General features: G+C 70.6%; 19 protein-coding genes and 1 tRNA gene. 11 read left to right on the plus strand and 9 right to left on the minus strand.

Annotation, left to right across the window (positions count from 1 at the left end):
* Positions 1-5: 5 nt before the first annotated feature.
* Entirely contained in the window at positions 6-1004 is a 999-nt protein-coding gene (locus tag BJY20_RS07920; protein ID WP_185991033.1) for a transglutaminase N-terminal domain-containing protein, read from the minus strand.
* On the minus strand, positions 1001-3604 hold the full coding sequence (locus tag BJY20_RS07925) for a circularly permuted type 2 ATP-grasp protein (RefSeq protein ID WP_185991034.1): 2604 nt from the start codon (positions 3602-3604) through the stop codon (positions 1001-1003). Before BJY20_RS07925 ends, BJY20_RS07920 begins: the two co-directional genes overlap by 4 nt.
* Before the next feature lie 113 nt (positions 3605-3717).
* On the opposite strand from BJY20_RS07925, the gene BJY20_RS15690 reads away from it, so the two are divergent.
* Both BJY20_RS15690 and BJY20_RS07935 read left to right on the plus strand, forming a co-directional pair.
* Entirely contained in the window at positions 3718-4311 is a 594-nt protein-coding gene (locus BJY20_RS15690; RefSeq protein WP_221935276.1) for an ArsR/SmtB family transcription factor, read from the plus strand.
* Positions 4304-5611 carry an MFS transporter gene (locus BJY20_RS07935; RefSeq protein WP_343062813.1) on the plus strand — a complete coding sequence of 436 codons (1308 nt, stop codon included), beginning with the start codon at positions 4304-4306 and terminating at the stop codon, positions 5609-5611. Before BJY20_RS15690 ends, BJY20_RS07935 begins: the two co-directional genes overlap by 8 nt.
* A gap of 44 nt (positions 5612-5655) precedes the next feature.
* On the opposite strand, the gene BJY20_RS07940 is transcribed toward BJY20_RS07935, so the two are convergent.
* The 3 genes from BJY20_RS07940 to BJY20_RS07950 are packed head-to-tail and all read right to left on the minus strand — an operon-like array spanning position 5656 to position 9962.
* Positions 5656-6501, minus strand: a complete 846-nt coding sequence (locus tag BJY20_RS07940) for a CoA transferase (protein WP_185991036.1) — start codon at positions 6499-6501, stop codon at positions 5656-5658.
* The gene (locus BJY20_RS07945) at positions 6501-8714 is read right to left on the minus strand and encodes a 3-hydroxyacyl-CoA dehydrogenase NAD-binding domain-containing protein (protein WP_185991037.1); all 2214 of its coding nucleotides are present in this window, start codon (positions 8712-8714) and stop codon (positions 6501-6503) included. Before BJY20_RS07945 ends, BJY20_RS07940 begins: the two co-directional genes overlap by 1 nt.
* A 27-nt stretch (positions 8715-8741) precedes the next feature.
* A complete protein-coding gene (locus tag BJY20_RS07950; protein WP_185991038.1) occupies positions 8742-9962 on the minus strand; it encodes an acetyl-CoA C-acetyltransferase in 1221 nt (406 codons plus the stop codon).
* A 138-nt stretch (positions 9963-10100) separates the two neighbouring features.
* On the opposite strand from BJY20_RS07950, the gene BJY20_RS07955 reads away from it, so the two are divergent.
* Positions 10101-10688, plus strand: coding sequence for a TetR family transcriptional regulator (locus tag BJY20_RS07955; RefSeq protein WP_185991039.1), 588 nt, complete (start codon positions 10101-10103; stop codon positions 10686-10688).
* Positions 10689-10697: 9 nt separating this feature from the next.
* Here the strand turns inward: BJY20_RS07955 and BJY20_RS16295 are convergent, their stop codons facing one another.
* Positions 10698-10829 carry a hypothetical protein gene (locus BJY20_RS16295; protein ID WP_281366029.1) on the minus strand — a complete coding sequence of 44 codons (132 nt, stop codon included), beginning with the start codon at positions 10827-10829 and terminating at the stop codon, positions 10698-10700.
* Positions 10830-10909: 80 nt separating this feature from the next.
* Between BJY20_RS16295 and BJY20_RS07960 the strand changes: the two genes are divergently transcribed.
* From BJY20_RS07960 to BJY20_RS07970, 3 genes are read left to right on the plus strand one after another with little or no spacing between them, the layout of a single operon-like run.
* Entirely contained in the window at positions 10910-11194 is a 285-nt protein-coding gene (locus tag BJY20_RS07960) for a YrhK family protein (protein ID WP_185991040.1), read from the plus strand.
* A 28-nt stretch (positions 11195-11222) separates the two neighbouring features.
* Entirely contained in the window at positions 11223-11771 is a 549-nt protein-coding gene (locus BJY20_RS07965) for an NYN domain-containing protein (RefSeq protein WP_185991041.1), read from the plus strand.
* On the plus strand, positions 11771-13117 hold the full coding sequence (locus BJY20_RS07970) for a hypothetical protein (protein ID WP_185991042.1): 1347 nt from the start codon (positions 11771-11773) through the stop codon (positions 13115-13117). Before BJY20_RS07965 ends, BJY20_RS07970 begins: the two co-directional genes overlap by 1 nt.
* A gap of 107 nt (positions 13118-13224) precedes the next feature.
* On the opposite strand, the gene BJY20_RS07975 is transcribed toward BJY20_RS07970, so the two are convergent.
* Complete coding sequence (locus BJY20_RS07975; RefSeq protein ID WP_185991043.1) at positions 13225-14109, minus strand: crotonase/enoyl-CoA hydratase family protein; 885 nt, start codon at positions 14107-14109, stop codon at positions 13225-13227.
* A gap of 35 nt (positions 14110-14144) precedes the next feature.
* Here BJY20_RS07975 and BJY20_RS07980 point away from each other — a divergent pair, with 35 nt between their 5' ends.
* Both BJY20_RS07980 and BJY20_RS07985 read left to right on the plus strand, forming a co-directional pair.
* Complete coding sequence (locus BJY20_RS07980; RefSeq protein WP_185991044.1) at positions 14145-14630, plus strand: hypothetical protein; 486 nt, start codon at positions 14145-14147, stop codon at positions 14628-14630.
* Between the two features lie 142 nt (positions 14631-14772).
* Positions 14773-15204, plus strand: coding sequence for a DoxX family protein (locus tag BJY20_RS07985; RefSeq protein WP_185991045.1), 432 nt, complete (start codon positions 14773-14775; stop codon positions 15202-15204).
* A gap of 23 nt (positions 15205-15227) precedes the next feature.
* Here BJY20_RS07985 and BJY20_RS07990 read toward each other — a convergent pair whose 3' ends face one another.
* Positions 15228-16466 carry a globin domain-containing protein gene (locus BJY20_RS07990; protein WP_185991046.1) on the minus strand — a complete coding sequence of 413 codons (1239 nt, stop codon included), beginning with the start codon at positions 16464-16466 and terminating at the stop codon, positions 15228-15230.
* A 242-nt stretch (positions 16467-16708) separates the two neighbouring features.
* Between BJY20_RS07990 and BJY20_RS07995 the strand changes: the two genes are divergently transcribed.
* A complete protein-coding gene (locus BJY20_RS07995) occupies positions 16709-17554 on the plus strand; it encodes an aldo/keto reductase (RefSeq protein ID WP_185991047.1) in 846 nt (281 codons plus the stop codon).
* Between the two features lie 73 nt (positions 17555-17627).
* On the opposite strand, the gene BJY20_RS08000 is transcribed toward BJY20_RS07995, so the two are convergent.
* Positions 17628-17713 (minus strand) — tRNA-Leu (locus BJY20_RS08000).
* Positions 17714-17927: 214 nt separating this feature from the next.
* Here BJY20_RS08000 and BJY20_RS08005 point away from each other — a divergent pair.
* Positions 17928-18839 (plus strand): FHA domain-containing protein, encoded by a 912-nt coding sequence (locus BJY20_RS08005; protein ID WP_343062814.1) that lies wholly within the window; start codon positions 17928-17930, stop codon positions 18837-18839.
* A 27-nt stretch (positions 18840-18866) separates the two neighbouring features.
* Positions 18867-19364, plus strand: coding sequence for an FHA domain-containing protein FhaB/FipA (locus BJY20_RS08010; RefSeq protein ID WP_185991048.1), 498 nt, complete (start codon positions 18867-18869; stop codon positions 19362-19364).

The following is a 19364-nucleotide window of genomic DNA, read 5'->3' on the forward strand; positions in this document are numbered from 1 at the left end:
CGACTTCAGTTGCGCCCGCTCTCCCGAGGGTCTCCCGCCCCCAGTCGGATGACGTCGACACCGACGTCCAGCGTCGAGCCGCTGCCCTCGGAGAAGACGATGCCCTTCAGCGGCGAGACGTCGCGGAAGTCGCGGCCCCAGCCGGTGACGATGTAGCGGGAGTCGGCGAAGTGGTTGTTCGTCGGGTCCAGGTCCACCCAATCGCCCTCCGGCGTCATCGCCGCCGCCCAGGCGTGCGACGCGTCGGAACCCTCGAGCTTGACCTCACCGGGCGGGGGCCGTGTCTCGATGTACCCCGAGACGTAGCGACCGGGGATCCCGACGGCCCGCAGGCACCCGACGGCGAGGTGGGCGAAGTCCTGGCAGACGCCCGCACGACCCTCGAGCAGCTCCGGAAGGGTCGTCTTCACGCTCGTGGCGCCCTTGGCGTAGGCGAAGTCACGGTAGATGTCGGCGTAGAGCGCCACGAGGGCACTGCCGAAGGGACGGTCGGGCGGCAGGATCCCCACCGCGTAGGCGATGACCTCCGGGGCGATGTCCACCAGCGAGGAGGGCAGCCGGTACTGCGCCGCCTCGGCCCGGTCGATGCCCTCGCCGTCGGCGATCGCCGCGGCGGCCTCGGCGACGGTCCACGCGTCGAGCCGGCCCATGTCCGGCGCCGGCCAGTCGATCTCCGCGATGCTGCGCTTGGACACCTCCAGGACCGTGTGCGGGGTGCGCACCTGAAAGAAGCTCGAGTGGTTGCCGAAGTGGTCGACGTGCTCGGTGTGGATGTGCGGCTCGGGCACGATCTCCACGTCGTGCTCGATGATGCGCTGCTGCGGCGTGTCCCTGGGGCGCAGCATCGCCCGACCGTACGAGTCGGTGACGTATTCTTGGTAGGTGTAGGTCGTGCGGTGGCGCACCTCGTAGCGACGCCGGGTGTGGTGCGCCGGTGTGATCGTCGGCCCGGGACCGCTCGTGGTCGGCTCGGGAGCGGGCGGACGATCGGGTGTCGAGCTCACCAGGACCCCTCCCCGCTGCTCCACTGCGTCCACTGGATCGCGCGGCCGGCCGCCTTGCGCTGGAAGTAGGTCTCATCCAGGGTCCGGTGCACCTGCCGCAGGTCGGCACCGAGGCCGGTGAGTGAGCGCGACAGGGGCATGCGCCCGTCGGCGAAGAGCTCGTCGAGGTCGAGCCCGTCGATGCGCTCGGCGAGCTCGCGGACCCACGGAAGCACCCGCTCGTCCTCCAGCAGCTCGAGGTCCTCGACCAGCCGGCTCACCTGGAAGCCGACCGAGCGCGGGTTGGACCCGTCGCGCAGCAGCAGGTCGACGGCGGCCTGCAGCGGGGACAACCCGCCGAGACCACTGGTGAGCCGGCGTCGGTAGGTGATCACCGACTCCGCGGCCAGCAGCGCCGCCTCGGTCGTCGTGCCCTCGACGACCGGGGCGCGTTCGACCGCGAGGACCGAGGTGACCAGACGGATCGTCTGCTGGGCCCGCTCGACCCGCTTGCCCGCATCCGCGAAGGCCCAGGTGGGGTCACGGGTGAGGGACTCCACGCCGATGCCGGCGAGCGCGAGGAGTCCCTCGATGGTCTCCATGAGCAGCTCTTGCAGGTCGTCGTCGGGGACGGCGTGCCGCAGGGTGCGCTCGAGGCGGGACATCACCAGCCAGGTGTCGACCGAGAGGGTCTCGCGCACGGCCTGGGCGGCGATGACGGCGTGGTGGGTGCTGTAGGCGACCGAGCCGACGACCCGCGGGTCGAGGGTGAGGGCACGCAGGTGCGGCAGCGGGTCATCGCGTCGCTCGCGGGCGTCCTCACCCACGAGTGCGGGCCGGGGGGCCACGACGGCCGTGACGGCCTCGAGCACGGCGAGCATCGCGGTGTGGCCGGTCGTGCCGGGACGGGCGGCGTGGTCGTCGACGAGGTTGTCGGCCACGCGCAGCAGACGGGCGCCGAACTCGGCGCGCTCGGCGTACCGACCCATCCAGTACAGGTCCGCCGCGACCCGCGGCGGTGGCGCTGCGGAGGCGAGGGCGGCTGCCCCGGCGAACGGGCTGGGGACGGCCAGACCCTCCCCCTCGTCATCCGCGAGGGAGTCGTCCCGGACCCACACGTCCTTGCTCATCGCGCCGGTGAGGCTGGAGATGGCTCCGGAGTCAGGGCGCACGGCGACGCGGCCCAGACCGCCGGGCAGGACGGCGTAGTCGTCCTCGTCGGCCACGGCGAAGGTACGCAGCACCACGTGGCGCGGCTCCAGCCCGCCGGCGGTGACGACCGGGGCGCTCGACATCGTCAGCGGGTCCTGGGCGGTCCACTTCCACGGCTCCGCCTGGATGCGCCGGGCCAGGTCCTCGCGCTCGTCGGCGGTGATCTCCCAGCCGAAGACCGCGTTGCCCCCGTTGGTGCCGTCGCCGCGCGAGGCGGGCTTGACCACGAGGCTGGAGAGGTTGGCCATGATGTGGCTGAGGTGCGTCGGCTCGCCGGCCCACCACGTCGTCGTCGACTGCAGGGTCAGGTCCTCGTCGAGCAGGTACCGGCAGATCGCCGGGAGGTAGGGGATCAGGGCCGGGTTCTCCAGGACTCCCGAGGAGATCGGGTTGACCAGGGACACGTGGCCCAGACGGGCGGCCTCGACCATGCCGGGCAGGCCCAGGCGCGAGTCCCCGCGCAGGTCGAGCTGGTCGATGGCGCCACCGTCGACCCGTCGCATGATCACGTCGACCGGGGAGAGGCCGCTGGTCGTGCGCATCCAGATCCGGCCGTCGCGGCTGACGAGGTCGTCGGCCTCGACGACGGGTACACCCAGGACGGTCGACTGCAGCGCCTCGTCGTAGGCGGCGTCGCTGAGCGCTCCCGGGGTGAGGATGACGATGCGCGGGACGTCGTCGGTCGGCGGCGCGGTGGCCATGAGTGCCTTGTGCACCTGGTAGAAGAAGGCACGCAACCGGGCGAGGTCCACCTGTCGGTGCAGGTCCGGCAGGACGCGGGCGGTGATCCGGCGGTTGGCCAGGGCGTAGCCGGCGCCGCTGGGGGCCTGGGTGCGGTCGGCGAAGACCCGCCACGTGCCGGTGCCGTCGCGGGCGAGGTCCATCGCCGGCATGACCAGCTGGCGCGGGCCGGGGAGCCTGATGCCGTCGGCCTGCGGGAGCCATCCTTCGTGGCCGTAGACCGCGGAGCCGGGCAGGATCCCGGCGCGCACGAGCCGCTGCTCGCCGGTGAGGTCGGTGAGGATGCCGTCCATGAGCGCGGCCCGCTGGCGCACGCCCTGCTCGAGCCGGCCCCACTCCGTGGCGCCGAGGGTCAACGGCAGGGGGTCGAGCTCCCAGGTGCGCGGCTCGGTGGGGACGGCGCGCCCCTCGGGCGGGTCGCTGCCCTCCGAGAGGATACCGGCCCCATAGGTGATGCCCTCGTCCTCGACGAACCGGCGGCTCGCGGCACGGGCCGCGAGCATCCCGGTCAGGCCGCCGGCGTCGATCGCCCCGGCGAGCGGCTCGGCCGCCTCACGGACGCCGTCGAGGGTCACGACCTCGTCGATGCCCTCGGTCTGGGTGACCTCGTCGCGGTACTCGTCGAGCGGGCTCGGAAGTTCGAGGTCGCCGAAGGACGGAGCGGACATGGGCCCGACACTAACGCGCATGGTCCGGCCCCGACGCCTGCGACCTCCTCCGGTGGGACACTCATTGCAAACATCTCTTTGCAAAAGATCCTTTGCGGTCTACATTGGTCGTCATGGACCCAGCCCTGCCGGACGTCACCCAGCTCAAGGCACTCTCCCACCCGGTGCGCATGCGCATCCTCGGCCTGCTGCGCACGCTCGGGCCCGCCACGGCGTCGTTGATCGCCCGGCGCCTGGGTCTCAACTCGGGGGCCACGAGCTACCACCTGCGCCGGCTGGCCGAGCACGGCTTCGTCCAGGAGGCGCCCGGCCTGGGCAACAAGCGCGAGCGGTGGTGGCAGGCGGTCAGCCAGGTGACCTCCGTCCCGGAGCCGGTCGACCCGGATGACGAAGGGCGGGATGCCACCGACGCCTTCCACCACGTCGTCGTCGGCCAGCAGGCACAGCGCATGCAGGCCGCGGCCGAGCGTCGCGGCGGCGAGAGCCAGCCATGGCGGGCCGTCACCTCGGTCAGCGACGTGACCGTGGCCGTCACCGCCGAGCAGGCCACGCAGATCCAGCGTCGTTTCGAGGCGCTGCTGTGGGAGGTCATCGAGGAGCACGGAGGGCCTCCCGGACCGGTCGGTGAGGGTGAGCGCCGGTTCAACGTCGTCGTCTCCACCTTTGTCGACACCGACGAGCCCGCCTGGGGTGATGGCGATGCGTGAGGCGAAGGGAGCCACCCACCTCTCCCCCGAGGCGGCGCGGCGCGTCCTGCTGCTCCTGACGCTCACGCGGTGGCTGCCGATCGGCCTGGTCGTCTCCCTGCACGTGCTGTGGATGCTCGAGCGCGGGCTGACCCTGACCCAGGCGCTCGCGGCGAGCGCGGTCACCGGCGTCTGCATCTTCGTCCTCGAGCTGCCGACCTCCGGGATCGCGGACGCCCTGGGTCGCCGTCCGCTCCTCATCGTGGCCGGGATCGTCAACATCCTGGCGGCCCTGAGCTTCCTCCTCGCGCACTCGCTGGCCACCTTCGCCCTGGCCGCGGCGCTGCTCGGGATCTTCCGGGCCCTGGACTCCGGGCCGCTCGAGGCGTGGTTCGTCGACACGGTCCACCAGAGCCGGCCCGGCGCCGACGTCGACCAGGACCTCTCCCGGATGGGAACCACCATGGGCCTGGCGATGGGCACCGGGGCCGTGGCCTCGTCCGCCCTCGTGGCGTGGCACCCGATCGCGGGCCACTCCGCCCTGTGGCTGCCCATCCTCGTCTTCGTCGGCCTCAACGTCGTGCACCTCGTCGCCGTCCTGCTGCTGCTCCACGAGCCGGCACGGCTGGACCAGCGAGGCTTCGCGGCGGCGCGCGCGTCGGTGGCCGGGGCCCCCGGTGTCGTGCGGTCCGGGCTGCGGTTGCTGCGGGAGAACCGCGTGCTGCGCTACCTCGTGCTCGTCGAACTCTTCTGGTCGACGTCCATGGTCAGCTTCGAGGCACTCATGCCCGCGCGGATGGCCGAGCTCGTCGGCGGCGAGGCCCGGGCGGCCGTCGTCATCGGGCCGGTCGCCGCCGTGGCCTGGCTCGTCTTTGCGCTTGGGGCAAAGGCGTCCGGGTGGATGAGCCTACGGATCGGCGTCGCCCGCACGGCCATCGTCGGGCGGATCCTGACCAGCCTCGGCGCGATCTCCATGGGGCTCGCCTTCGGTCCGGTCGCCCTCATCGCGACCCACCTGCTGACCTACTCCATGCACGGCTTCGGCGGGCCGGTCTACAACGCGCTGCTGCACCGGGAGGCCCACGCCGGGAACCGGGCCACGGTGCTGTCGATGGCGTCGATGGTCGCTTCCGCCGCATTCGCAGCGGCCGGTCCCCTCCTGGGACTGCTCGCCGACCACACCTCACTCCAGATCGGCATGGCCGTCGCCGGAGTCATCGGCCTGGGTGGTGCGTGGTGCGTCCTGCCGGCCCTGCGCGCAGAGCGGGAGCGGGCAGCAGGGCGAGCAACCCCTGCCCCCTTCGCCCCCGGGTCGAGGTGATCCCGCGCGCCCATCGGCTCGGGGATACCTCCACCCGGGGAAGATCAGCCGGCGACGGCGACGAGCGGCAGGTCGTGCTCGCTCGCCCACTGCTCCCACTGCGACGCCGTGCGCCCGGCGAAGACCTCACCGAGACGCTCACGGGTGAGCTCCTCCGGGGCGAGACCGAGCGCGGTGAGCAGGTTCGTCGTGAAGTGCGGCTCAAGCGCGGCCACAGCGATGTGCCCGTCCGCCGCTGCGTAGAGCGAGTACACCGGCAGGTCGCCGGCGAGAAGCCCGCCCGGGACGGTGAGCCCGTGGGCGACCGGCCGGGACATCGTGTGCGCCAGGTCCGACAGCGGGACCTCGCGGCGACTCCCTTCGCCGGTGCGTCCACGCTGGACGAGCGCGGCGCTGGCCTCGGCCGCCGCCCGCTCGGAACCGGCGAGGTCGACGACGAGCGTCGCGGGCATACGGCCGTCGCGGACCATGCCCGTCACGGCCTGGTAGGTCAGGTCGTGGCCCGGGACCTCGGCCTGCTCGCCGGGGTACCCGACGATGTCGACCTGGCAGACCTGCGGGTGCCGCTCGTGCACATTCGCGAAGTCCAGCCCCAGACGGCGCAGCGCCGACGGGCGGGAGCTGGTGACGAAGACGTCTGCGGCAGCGAGAAGCTCGTCGACCTCGGCGAGGCCGGCCGGCGATTTCAGGTCGACCCGCCGGATGTCCTGCCCGACGTGCAGCTCGTCGAAGTAGGCCCTGGCGAACTGCTCCATGGGGTCACCGGAGGGCGGCAGCACCGTCGTCACGCTCGCGCCCTGCCGGGCCAGCCGCGCGACGGCGGCCGGCCCGGGCAGGTTGATCGCGATCGACAGCACCCGCACGCCGGCGAGCGGGTCAGTGGTGCTCATCAGGCGGAGGCGTCCACGAGGGTGCCCTTGGCCGCGCGCTCGGTGAGCCACGCGGTGGGGCGGAAGCGCTCACCGTAGGTGTCGGCCAGCTCGTTGGCGCGGGCCACGAAGCCGGGCAGACCCCCCTTCGAGGCTCCTTCGTCGCTCCTCAGGGCACCGCCTTCGTAGTTGGTCATGAAGGTCGCCGGACCACCGGTGTGCGGCGGGAAGCCGATACCGAAGATGCCGCCGATGTTGGCCGAGACGGTGTCCGTGAGGACCCCGTCCTCGAAGCAGCCGGCCGTCTCCAGCGCCATGATGAAGAGGTACCGGTCCTGCAGGTCCTCGAACGGGATCTCGGTGCCCGTACCCCAGCGCTCGCGCAGCTGCGGCCACAGGACCTTGGGTCCCTCGGCCGGGTAGTCGTACATGCCCGCGCCTGCGGCGCGACCCTTGCGACCGAGGTCGACCATCGTGTCGATGAGCTCCTCGCCCGGGCCCTTGCTCAGCGTCGTACCCTCCGCGGCGGCGGCCTTCTCGGCCTCGGCGCGGATGTGCTGGGTGAGGGTCAGCGAGACCTCGTCGAGCATCGCCAACGGCGGCGCCGGGAAGCCGGCCTGGGTCGCGGCGCGCTCGACCACCTGCGGGTCGACGCCCTCGGCGAGCGCGGTGGCGCCCTCGAGGATCAGCGTGCCGAAGACACGACTGGTGTAGAAGCCGCGGCCGTCGCCGACGACGATCGGGATCTTGCGGATCTGCTGGACGATGTCGATCGCCCGGGCGGTGGCCTCGTCGGAGGTCTGCTCGCCGCGGATGATCTCCACGAGCTGCATCTTGTCCACGGGGGAGAAGAAGTGCAGGCCGATGAAGTCCTTCGGCCGGGAGGTGAACTCCTGCAGGCTCGTGATCGGCAGCGTCGAGGTGTTGGAGCACAGCAGCGTCTCGGGGCCGACGACGGACTCGACCTCGGCGAAGACCTTCTTCTTCAGGTCGTAGTCCTCGAAGACCGCCTCGATGACGGCGTCGACGCCGGCCAGGTCGGCCGCATCGGCGGTCGGGGTGATCCGGGCGAGGACGGAGTCGGCCTTGTCCTGATCCATCTTGCCGCGCTCGACGCGCTTGGCGAGCAGCTTCTCGGAGTAGCCCTTGCCCTTCTGCGCGCCCTCGATGGACACGTCCTTCAGGACGACGTCGATACCGGACATGGCGGCCGAGTATGCGATTCCGGCGCCCATCATCCCGGCGCCGAGGATGCCGACCGTGCCGACCTTGCTCTGCTCGATCCCCTCGGGACGCAGCTGGCCACTGTTGATGGCCTGCATGTCGAAGAAGAAGGCCTGGATCATCGCGGTCGACTCACGACCGGCGGCCAGCTCGGTGATGTAGCGGGACTCGATGCGGCTGGCGGTGTCGAAGTCCACCTGCGAGCCCTCGACGGCGGCGGACATGATCGCACGCGGCGACTTCGTCGGGGCACCCTTGAGCGTCTTGCGCAGGTTGGCCGGGAAGGCCGGGAGGTTCGCGGCGAACTTCGGCACGGCAGGGGTCCCGCCGGGGATCCGATAGCCCTTGACGTCCCACGGCTTCACGGCAGCGGTCTCGTCGTCCTTGTGCTCACGGATCCACGTCTTGGCCGCGGGGACGAGCTCCTCGCGGGTCGCGACGAGCTCGTCGACGACGCCCTTCTCGAGCGCAGCCGCCGGGTTGCGCTGCTGACCCTGCAGCAGCCAGCCCATCAGGGCCTCCTGGATGCCGAGCATCCGCACCAGGCGGGTGACGCCACCCCCACCGGGCAAGAGGCCGAGGGAGACCTCGGGCAGGCCGAGCTTGATCTTCGGGTCGTCGACGGCGATGCGGTGATGGGTCGCGAGCGCGATCTCCAGGCCACCGCCGAGGGCGGCGCCGTTGATCGCGGCGACGACCGGCCGGCCGAGGGTCTCGAGGCGACGCAACTGGGCCTTGATGCCCTCGATCTCCTCGAAGAACTCGCCCGCGCTCTCCTGGGTCACCGACTGCAGGTCGGTGAGGTTGCCACCGGCGAAGAAGGTCTTCTTCGCCGAGGTGAGCACGACGCCGGTGATCTCGTCGCGCTCGGCCTCGAGGCGGTCGACGGTCTCGGCCATCGACTGCTTGTAGGTCTCGTTCATCGTGTTGGCGCCCGCGTTCGGGTCGTCCATCGTCAGGGTGACGATGCCCGCGTCGTCGCGCTCGTAACGGATCATGTTCTCGCTCATTGTTTCCTGGCTTCCTTCTCCGCTGGTTCAGACGCGCTCGACGATGGTGGCGATGCCCATGCCACCGCCGATGCAGAGGGTGGCGATGCCGCGCTCGAGGTCGCGGCGCTCGAGCTCGTCGACGAGCGTGCCGAGGATCATCGCCCCGGTCGCGCCCAGCGGGTGGCCCATCGCGATCGCGCCACCGTTGACGTTGGTCTGCTCCTCGCTCCAGCCCATGTCGCGCATGAGCTTCAGGGCGACGGCGGCGAAGGCCTCGTTGATCTCGACGAGATCGATGTCCGAGGCGGTCATACCTGCGCGGTCGAGGGCCTTGCGGCAGGCCGGTACCGGGCCGGTGAGCATGATCGTCGGCTCGGATCCGATGACGGCGGTGGAGACGATGCGGGCGCGCGGGGTCAGGCCCATCTCCTGGCCCGTCCTCTCGTTGCCGATGAGCATCAGGGACGCACCGTCGACGATGCCGGAGGAGTTACCGGCGTGGTGGATGTGGTTGATCCCGTCGACCGAGTGGTACTTCTCCAGGGCGACGTGGTCGAAGCCGCCGTGCTCGCCGATGGCGGCGAAGGAGGGCTTCAGGCCGGCGAGCGTCTCGGCACTGGTACCGGGGCGGATGGTCTCGTCACGGTCGAGGATGGTGATGCCGCTGGCGTCCTTGACCGGGATGACTGACCTGTCGAAGTACCCCTTCTCCCACGCGGCGGCGGCGCGGGCGTGCGACTGCGCGGCGAAGCGGTCGACCTCGGCTCGGTCGAAGCCCTCGATGGTGGCGATGAGGTCGGCCCCGATGCCCTGCGGGACGAAACCCGTCTCGAGGTTGGTCGCGGGGTCCATCGCCCAGGCGCCGCCGTCGCTGGCCATCGGGACCCGGGACATCGACTCGACGCCGCCGGCGAGGAAGAGGTCCTCGAAGCCGGAGCGCACGCGGGCCGCGACCTGGTTGATCGCCTCGAGGCCGGATCCGCAGAAGCGGTTGAGCTGGACGCCGGCGACGGGCTCGGGGTAGCCGGCCTTCAGTGCGGCGATGCGCGGGAGGACAGAGCCCTGGTCACCGACCGGGGAGACGATGCCCATGACGAGGTCGTCGATCTGGGCGGCGTCCAGGCCGGGGTTGCGCTCGCGGACGGCGTCGAGGAGACCGACGGTCAGATCGATCGGCTTGACCTCGTGGAGGGAGCCGGACGACTTGCCCTTCCCTCGGGGTGTGCGGACGGCGTCGTAGATGACGGCCTGGGGCTGCTCGGGCATGAACCGGCTCTCCTTCTCGGATACACATGTAGCGATTCGTCTCGCACCCTACGCATCCGCTGAACACATGTGCAATAGTCTCGCCACTGTGACGTTCATGACGACACCACGAGGGACGACAGGACCCAGGGAGGACCCGTGACCGTGCGCGCGAATGGTGCCGCCGCCGATGCCAAGGAGCGCATCCTCACCGTGGCACTGGATCTCTTCGGCGAGCGCGGCGTCGCCGCGACGAGCCTGCGCGAGGTGGCCCGGGTCGCCGGGGTGACCCCGGGGCTGGTCGTGCACCACTTCGGGGGCAAGGAGGGGCTGCACGGGCGCGTGGACGACCACGTCGTCGCACTCTTCAGTCAGGCCCTGGACTCCGTCCCGCTCAGCGGGTCCACCGTGCAGGTCGCCACAGCCCGTGACGACGCGATCACGCAGATGTTCGAGGCCAACCCGGAGGCGATCGACTACCTGCGCCGCGTCGTCGTCACGCCCGACCCCGGCGACGTGGGACTGGCCCGCAAGCTCATCGAGGAGACGGTCACCCGGACCCGCACGCTGCGCGAGCACGGGATCGCCCGCAGCCGGACCCCCGTCGAGGAGCAGGCGGTCACCGTCCTCGTCGAACAGCTCGGCCACCGTCTGCTGCAGCCCACCCTGTCTCGGTTGTGGACCATCGCCGGGGCCGACTCCAGCGTTCCCACCGTCAGGGTGACGCTGCAGGACCGCCGGGACTGACGCCCTTCGTCAGCTGGCCACGGGCTGCGCGCAGGTGCACCAGTCCTCGGCACGCACCTGCGCCTTCACGTCGGCGACGTGCTCGCCGCAGCCGGTCCAAGTGGTCTTGCCGCAGTTCGCGCACCGGGCGGGTTGGCACATGATGGGTCTCCCCTTTCGTCGACGTCGCCACCCAGCGTAGTGGCCCCCGCACCGCGCCCCGAACGGCGCATCATGGGGGTATGACTCGAGAAGCCCCCCGGAACGTGACGCTGACGATCGGACACGAGGAGCTGCGCATCCGCGGCGTCTACGAGACGATCTCGATCACCAACGACTTCCTCGCGGGGGTGCTCTTCCTCGTCGGCAGCATCCTCTTCTTCTCCGAGTCGACGCTCTACGCCGCCACGTGGCTCTTCACGATCGGCTCGGTGCTCTTCGTCGCCCGCCCGACGATCCGGCTGGTCCGACGCGTCCACCTGGGGCGGGTCGCGCACCTCCCCCTGGAGACTGCCGGCGACTTCTGAGGTCCGCCCGGCGCTATAGAGTCGGGCCATGGCCGATCGCAGCACCTACCTCCTCGTCGACGGCGAGAACATCGATGCCACGCTCGGGGTCTCCGTCCTGGGCCGCCGCCCCCAGCCGGAGGAGCGCCCCCGCTGGAACAAGCTCCTGGAGTACACCGAGGCCGCATGGGACCAGCCGGTCAAGGGACTGTTCTTCCTCGCCGTCGCCGGTGACCTGCCCGCCTCCTTCGTCCAGGCGCTGCTGGCCATGGGTTACCGCCCGGTGCCGCTGCGGGGCGAGGGCAAGGTCGTCGACATCGCCATCCAGCGCACCGCCGAGGCTCTCCTCGAGCGAGACGCGGACGTCATGCTCGTCAGTCACGACAACGACTTCACCCCGCAGATGCAGGACCTCGCTCAGGACGAGGGGCGTCGGCTGGGCATCGTCGGCTTCGGCGAGTTCATGGCCAATGGTCTGCGGGACGTTCCGGGCATGGAGTTCTTCGACCTGGAGTACGACATCGCGGCCTTCAAGAGCCGTCTGCCGCGCGTCCGGGTCATCGAGATCGACGAGTTCGACCCCTTCGAGTTCATCTGATGACGGTGGACGAGGCGAGCACGAGCTCGGGCGGCAGCCGCTGGAAGAACGTGGCCGGAGTCGTCGGCATCGTGGCCGTCATCGGTGTCATCGCAGCGATCTACGTCCAGAGCACCAATCTCTCCCGCTACGGCGTCGAGGGTCGCGTCCTGTGGTCGGCCAAGACGATGAGTGCCACCCTCGGGCCCGACGGATGGTACGTCGACTCCGGGGAGGACACCGCCAAGGTCCTGCGCCATGCCTCGACGGGCGAAGCGCACGACACGGGCTCCTTCGCCGATGCCGACCGGATCCTCGAGGACGGCCGCTACCTGGACGGTGGCCTACCCCTGGTGGTCCGATCCCGCGAGGGGGAGACCCTCGCCGAGATCCCCGATGGCGCCCTCGGGTCCGACCTCAACTCCATCGACGTGCAGCTCGTCGCCACCTCCGACACGACCGTCGTCCTGCGGGCCTGCCCCGACGCGGACGCCGTGGCGGTGGTGGCCGGCTTCCGCCTCGACGACGGCGGGCAGACGTGGTCCCACCAGGTCGAAGGGGGTTGCGCCAGTGAAGGACTGCGTCCCGTACCTCAGACCCTGGGCGAGCAGTCCCACGTCATCATCCGCTCCGGGGAGACCGCGGCGAGAGTGCTCTCGATCGACGACGGCACGGAGGTCACCGCTTGGCAGGACGCCCCGTACGGGTCGATCACCCTCCAGGACGACCGCATCATGCGCCAGACGGGGCAGACGGCCGTGGTGACGGACCTGGGCACCGGCGACCGAGTCGCCCGCACCGAGTGCGCCGACGCAGCGACCATGAACCCGGGCGGCAGCGAGGTCCTTGCGACCGAGGGCACCCTCGCGCTGACCTGTGGGGACTCGGTGCACCTCTTCGACTCCGGGGGTGGACGCTTCGTCGAGGTCCACGCACCCGCAGTGGGTCCAGACCAGCTCGTCCCCGACGGGGGCAGCGTGGTCCACGACCGGTACCTGCTGGCCAGAGACGGCGCGTCCGTGACGATCACCGAAGCCCTGTCCGACGAGGAGATCGGCGGTGTGGACGTCCCGGCCGACTTCCGGATCTCGACGAACGACCCCCGCGGTCGCCTGCTCGTGATGTTCCGGACCGAGGACAACGACGACCTGGACACATCCATCCGGATCTTCGACCTGCCGAGCGGTGACGAGCTGATGTCCGAGTCAAGGAAACTCTCCCCCGGCGCGGTCGTCGCCCCGGACGGCTACGCGATGGTCACCGCGTACGGCCAGGAGGAAGCCAACCAGTTTCAGAGGATGAAAGTTACCCGTGCCCCCTCGGACGGTGCCTGGCTCGTGGGCATCGAGGGGCAGCCGGCCCGCTGACACCTGACGACGACCTCCCTGGAGATCGAGCCCGGCCGGGTGACCGGCTTACTCGGCCCCAACGGAGCGGGCACCTCTCGGCCACCACAGGACGGTGGGGCCGCCGGTCAGCTCTCGCCCCGGGCGATCCACTCGTCGTAGAAGGCGGGCATCTGCGAGGCGCGCCCGGTGAACTGCGGGTCACGCTTGTCCAGGAAGGCCGCCACGCCCTCCTTGCCGTCCCCGATGCTCGTGTGGAACATCGCGAGCGAGTCGATCCGGTGCGCCTCGATCGGGTGGTCCTCGGCGGCGTTGCGACGCAGCATCTGTCGGGCGAGCGCGACCGCGACGGGGGACCTCCCCTTCGTCCAGCGGTCTGCGAGCTCCCGGGCCGCGTCGAGCAGGTCGTCGCTCTCGTGCGGCCCCGTGGCCACCCCGGCAGCGACGGCTGCGTCCGGGTCGAGGATCTCGGCGGACAGGATGAGATCCAGCGCCGTGGGCAGACCGACGATCCGCGGCAGGAACCACGACGAGGCCGCCTCGGGGACGATGCCGAGCCGCCCGAAGACGAACCCGACGCGGGCCTTCGTCGAGACCAGGCGAGCGTCCATCGCCAGGGTCATCGTGGCGCCAATCCCGACGGCGGCGCCGTTGATCGCGGCGATGACCGGCTTGCGGCAGTCGTGGATGGCCAGCGTGACGCGCCCGCCGGTGTCGCGGATGCCGTGGAGTGCCGGGTCCTCGAGGTCGTCCATCTCCGCAAGTCCCGGGTCCTGGGACTCCTCGAGACCGAAGACGTTGCCCTCCGCAGTGAGGTCCATGCCGGCGCAGAACGCCTTCCCGGCGCCGGTGACGATGATCGCGCGCACCGAATCGTCGTCGTTGACCTCCCGGAAGGTCTGCTCGAGCTCGTCGGCCATCGCAGGCGTGAAGGAGTTGAGCGCTTCCGGCCGGTCGAGGGTGACCGTGAGGACGCCGTCGTCGAGGTCGTGGCTGATCGTGGTGGAGTTCATGGCACAACCCTGCCTCACACCCCTAGGTTGAACCCATGCAGTCTGAGTCATCCCCACCGATCCTCATGGGCGTCTACCGCTTCCCGCGGCTGATGACCACCAAGTCCGAGCCGACCATCCTCGGCGTCCTCCCGGGACGCGTGTGGCTCACCGGACCGGGCGGAGCGTTCTTCGACGCCCAGGCCGGGCAGATCAAGGGGAAGGCGAACACCACGATCGGTCACGTGACCCTCGAGGTGAACGGCGGCAAGCACATCGTGGCCGGTGTCGGCAGCGCGAAGGGTGCGCCCTTCAGTCCAGAGCAGGTGGAGCAGCTGCAGGCCTCCCGGCCGGCCATCGAGGCGAACCCGACGACACAATCACTCATGGCCGGACGTGCGCTCTACGTGGGCACAGCCGGCAAGAACGACGGGACGTACCGCGGGGGGATCCAGTCCTTCGCCGGCAACGAGATCGGTCAGCAGCGGGACTTCGGGGCTGCCCTGCGCGAACTCCTCACCGCAGTGGGCGTCGCACTCTGACGCACAGCCGGGAAGAGCTTCCGGCCATCAGCGTGCTGGGTCCGGCCGTCTCGACAGCTGAGTTCATCCGACTCCTCGTCTCGTTCTTCCGAGCGGGCCAGCAGAGCGGTCCGGCCCTGCCGCATCCGCGTACGGTCAGCAGATGAAGACCTCCCTGAGATCGCTCGCCCAGACCGTGCTCGGTGCCGCGCTGGTCTTCACCGGCACCGGCCACCTGACCTTCGCCCGGGTGGAGTTCCGGGCGCAGGTGCCGCCATGGGTGCCCTTGGACGTGGACACCGTCGTCGTGCTCTCCGGGGTCGTGGAGGTCGCCCTGGGCGTGGCGCTCCTGGCGACGTGGCGACAGCCGTACCGGGCTGTCGTGGGGCTGGCCGCCGCGGCCCTCTTCGTGGCAGTCCTCCCGGGCAACATCGCGCAGCTGACCGAGCACCGGGACGCCTTCGGCCTCGACACCGACCGTGGACGGGTGATCCGGCTGTTCTTCCAGCCGGTGCTGATCGCCTGGGCGCTGTGGGGCACCGATGCGGTCAGCCAGTGGCGAAGGGGGCGCGGGCCCGGCCGGCACCGACGGTGACCGGGCCGGCCCAGCGCCCGACTTCAGGCGTTCGCCATCTCCGGCGAGGTGTGGGGCACCCAGGTGTCCGGCCCGAAGACCTCGTAGTGCACGTGCGACTCGGGCACGCCGCGCTCGGCCAGCCCCTCGCGTACGGCCTCCATGAAGGGCAACGGCCCGCAGAGGTAGACCTGCGCATCGGAGTCGATCTGGGTGGAGTCGAGATCGATCAGACCGCGCCGGATGGTCTCGGTCGCCGGTCGCACCCCCAGGTCCTCGTACCAGTGGTGCAGCCGCGCGTCCTCGAGCTGGTCGACGAGCTCCGCCAGCTCCTGCCGGTGCGGGTGCCGGGCCGGTGAACGGTCGGCGTGCAGGACCGTGACGGGCCGGTCACTCTCGGTACGCACGAGGTAGTGCAGCATGCCGATGATCGGGGTGCACCCGATACCGGCGGAGACGAGCAGCACGGGGTCCGGGCGGTCCTCGAGGACGAGGTCGCCGAAGGGGAGGGAGCAGCGGATCGGGTCCCCCTCGAAGAGGTTGTCGTGCAGGAAGTTCGACACCTCTCCGGCGGGTGCCGTCACACCGCTCCCCCCGGTCTCCGGGACGGCCTTGACCGTCAGGCCCCACGTCGTGCGCCGGGGGGCGCGGGTCAGGCTGTACTGGCGGATCTGCCGCGCTCCGTCGGGCAGGGTGACCTGCACGGAGACGTACTGTCCCGGACGGGCCTGCGGCAGCTGACCACCATCGCGCCGGCCGACCCGGAAGGAGACGGTGTCCGGCGACTCCTGGCGCCGCTCGACGACGACGAGGTCCTGCCAGACCTCCTCCGGCGAGACACCGAAGCCGGAGTACAGCCCCTTCTCGATCCGGATGAGGGCGTGCGCCATGTCCCAGTAGACCTCGTCCCACGCCGCGACGACCTCCGGGGTGGCGGCATCGCCGAGGACCTCGCCGATCGCCTCGAAGAGGTGCCGGTGCACGATCGGGTACTGGTCCGGGGCGATCCCGAGCGAGGCGTGCTTGTGCGCGATCCGGGCCAGGAGGGTGTCCACGTCCGGCCCCTCCTCGCTGACCAGGAGGGTCGCGTAGGCCGCGATGGCCCCGGCGAGCGCGCGCTGCTGGTCGCCCTGGGCCTGGTTGCCACGGTTGAACAGATCACGCTCGAGATCCGGGTGGGCGGCGAACATCCGCCGGTAGAAGATCGGGGTGATCTCGCCGATCTTCGCCCCGATGACCGGCAGGGTCGCGCGTACGGTTGCAGCAGTGGTCTCGGACAGCACCAGTACCTCCTGTCGGGACACGCCACGCACGCGTCTCCGCCTCCCTTCGCCCGGCCGCCTCCCCTGTGGAGCAGCCGTACCGGCGTCGGGTGGCCAGTCTTGCCGCGACCATCTTTAAACACCAAATTGGCCGTGTTTATTACTCTCGCGTCATCAGATCATCCGATGCGGGCCGCCGCGTCGACGTGGTGGCACCGATCGGCCGTGGAATAGCGTCGGCGGTCCTCGACGCTGACCTTGCAATGACTGTTCCGACGCTGAGGCTCAACGACGCAACGACCATCCCGCAGCTCGGCTTCGGGGTCTTCCAGATCCCGCCCGAGGAGACCAAGCAGGCGGTGCTGACGGCCTTCGAAGCCGGTTACCGGCACATCGACACCGCCCAGATGTACGGCAACGAGAAGGGCGTGGGCGAGGCGATCGCCGAGTCCGGGCTGGCCCGCCAGGACCTCTACATCACCACCAAGCTGAACAACAACAACCACCTGCCCGAGGACGCCGAGCGCTCCCTGCACGAGTCGCTGGAGCTGCTCGGGCTGGACCACGTCGACCTCTTCCTCATCCACTGGCCGATGCCTCAGGTGCACGACGGGGACTACGTCTCCACGTGGCGTGCCCTGCTGGAGCTGCGCGAGGCCGGGCTGGCCACCTCGGTGGGGGTCTCGAACTTCCAGCCGCACCACCTGGACCGAATCGTCTCCGAGACCGGCGAGGTCCCGGCGGTCAACCAGATCGAGGTGCACCCCTACTTCACCAATGACGCCGCCCGCGAGGCCACCCGGCGGCACGGGGCGCAGGTCGAGTCGTGGTCCCCGATCGCGCAGGGCGCCGTCCTGGACGACCCGGTGCTGGTCGGCATCGCCGGCGACGTCGAGCGCACGCCCGCCCAGGTCGTGCTGCGCTGGCAGTTGCAGCGGGGCGACATCATCTTCCCCAAGTCGGTGACCCCGGGTCGCATCCAGCAGAACTTCGCGATCTTCGACTTCGAGCTGAGCGACGAGCAGATGAGCGCGGTCAGCAACCTGGACAAGGGCGAGCAGGGACGTCGGGGTCCGGACCCGGACGAGATGAACGTCGTGCCCGACTGAGCCACGACCCTCGACATGACGAAACCCTCGCCCTGGTTGCTCCAGGACGAGGGTTTCGTCGATGACTCATGGTTGGTGCGAGAGGGGGGACTTGAACCCCCACGCCCTTTCGGACACTGGCACCTGAAGCCAGCGCGTCTGCCATTCCGCCACTCTCGCGTGAGTGCCACCCGCCCGTCATCGGGCGCGTGAGCCGTCCCATCATGCCCCATGATCGACCCGATTCCCAAAATGGGATCGGGCGTCCGGTTCGATCTCCCCCCACACCGACCGGGTCCAGCGCTCGGACAGGCTCCGCGGTTAGGATCGTCGCACCTGTGCCATCCGGTGCGGGATGACGCCGGAGCGACACAGCGAAGGGAGGAGCCCGCGCGTGAGTCTGTTCGAACGCATGGAGCGCAAGCTGGAACGCACCGTCAACGGTGTCTTCGCCCGCGCCTTCCGGGCCCAGGTCCAGCCTCTCGAGCTCGCCTCCGCGCTGCGGCGGGCCATGGACGACCGCGCGACGATCCTGGGCCGCGGGCGCACCGTCGTCCCCAACCTCTTCACGGTCGAGCTCGCACCCGACGACTACGAGCGACTGACCGAGTTCGACGAGGAGCTCGAGGACGAGCTCATCGCTGCGGCCCAGGAGCACGCCGAGTCCCAGCGGTACCAGCCCGGCGGGCCCCTGCAGGTCCTCTTCGACCGGGACGAGGAGCTGGAGACCGGTGTCTTCCGCGTGCGTCCTGCCACCGCTCGTCAACGGGTCGAGCGTGCCGACGTGGATGCCCACACCACACCCGAGGTGGACGACGACGGCTACGACGAGTACTCCGGCGGCTGGGAGCTCGAGGAGCGACCCGCGGCGCCGCGGGCGTCCGCACCCGCCGGGGAGGATCCCCCTTCGTCCCCACCGCCGCCGCGCCCCCGGCCGGCGGACGACGACGCACCGACCTCCGTCCAGCGCGCGGTCCCACCGCGCTCGGCTCCCTCACCCGTGTCCGTCGACGAGCGCCCGTGGCTGGAGATCGCCGGCGAGCGCTACCCGCTGATCAGCGCCATGACCGTGCTCGGTCGCGACGAGAGTGCCGATGTCGTCCTCGACGACCCCGGTATCTCGCGGCGACACTGCGAGGTCCGCGTCACCCAGGACGGCCCCCGATTCGTCACCCACCTGCGTGACCTCGGCTCGACCAACGGGACCTTTGTCAACGGTGAAGCAACCGATGCCGTCCGACTGACCGAGGGTGACCGGGTCACCGCCGGTCGTACCCACGCCACCTTCCATGCCGGCCGTCGCTGACGGTCCCCACCCGAACGGAGCAGCGACGTGAGCGAGTTGACGGTAACCGTCCTGCGTCTCGGCCTGCTCGTGCTCCTGTGGGTGTTCGTGCTGTCGGTCGCCTCGGTCCTGCGCACCGACCTCTTCGGCACCCGGGTGGTCAACCGCCGCCCGGCGCCGGCGAAGAAGAAGCCGAAGGGAACGCGCGGCCCGGCAGGGGCATCGGCCGGGCCCCGTCCACCACGCAACCCACGGGTGCCGACCCACCTGGTGCTCACCACGGGTCCGTTGACCGGCACGTCGCTGCCGCTGCGCGACTCCGGGGTGCTCATCGGCCGCAACCCCGAGTGCTCGCTCGTGCTCGACGACGAGTTCGCCTCCGGGCGGCACGCGCGCATCATCCGGGCCGAGGACGGCTGGTACGTCGAGGACCTCGGCTCGACCAACGGCACCTTCCTGGGGCAGTACCGGGTCGGTGACCCCGTCCCCGTCGAGACCGGGACCGCGATCCGCATCGGGCGCACCGTCATCGAGCTGAGGAGCTGA

The sequence above is a fragment of the Janibacter cremeus genome (genome assembly GCF_013409205.1).
Classification (GTDB): Bacteria; Actinomycetota; Actinomycetes; order Actinomycetales; family Dermatophilaceae; genus Janibacter; species Janibacter cremeus.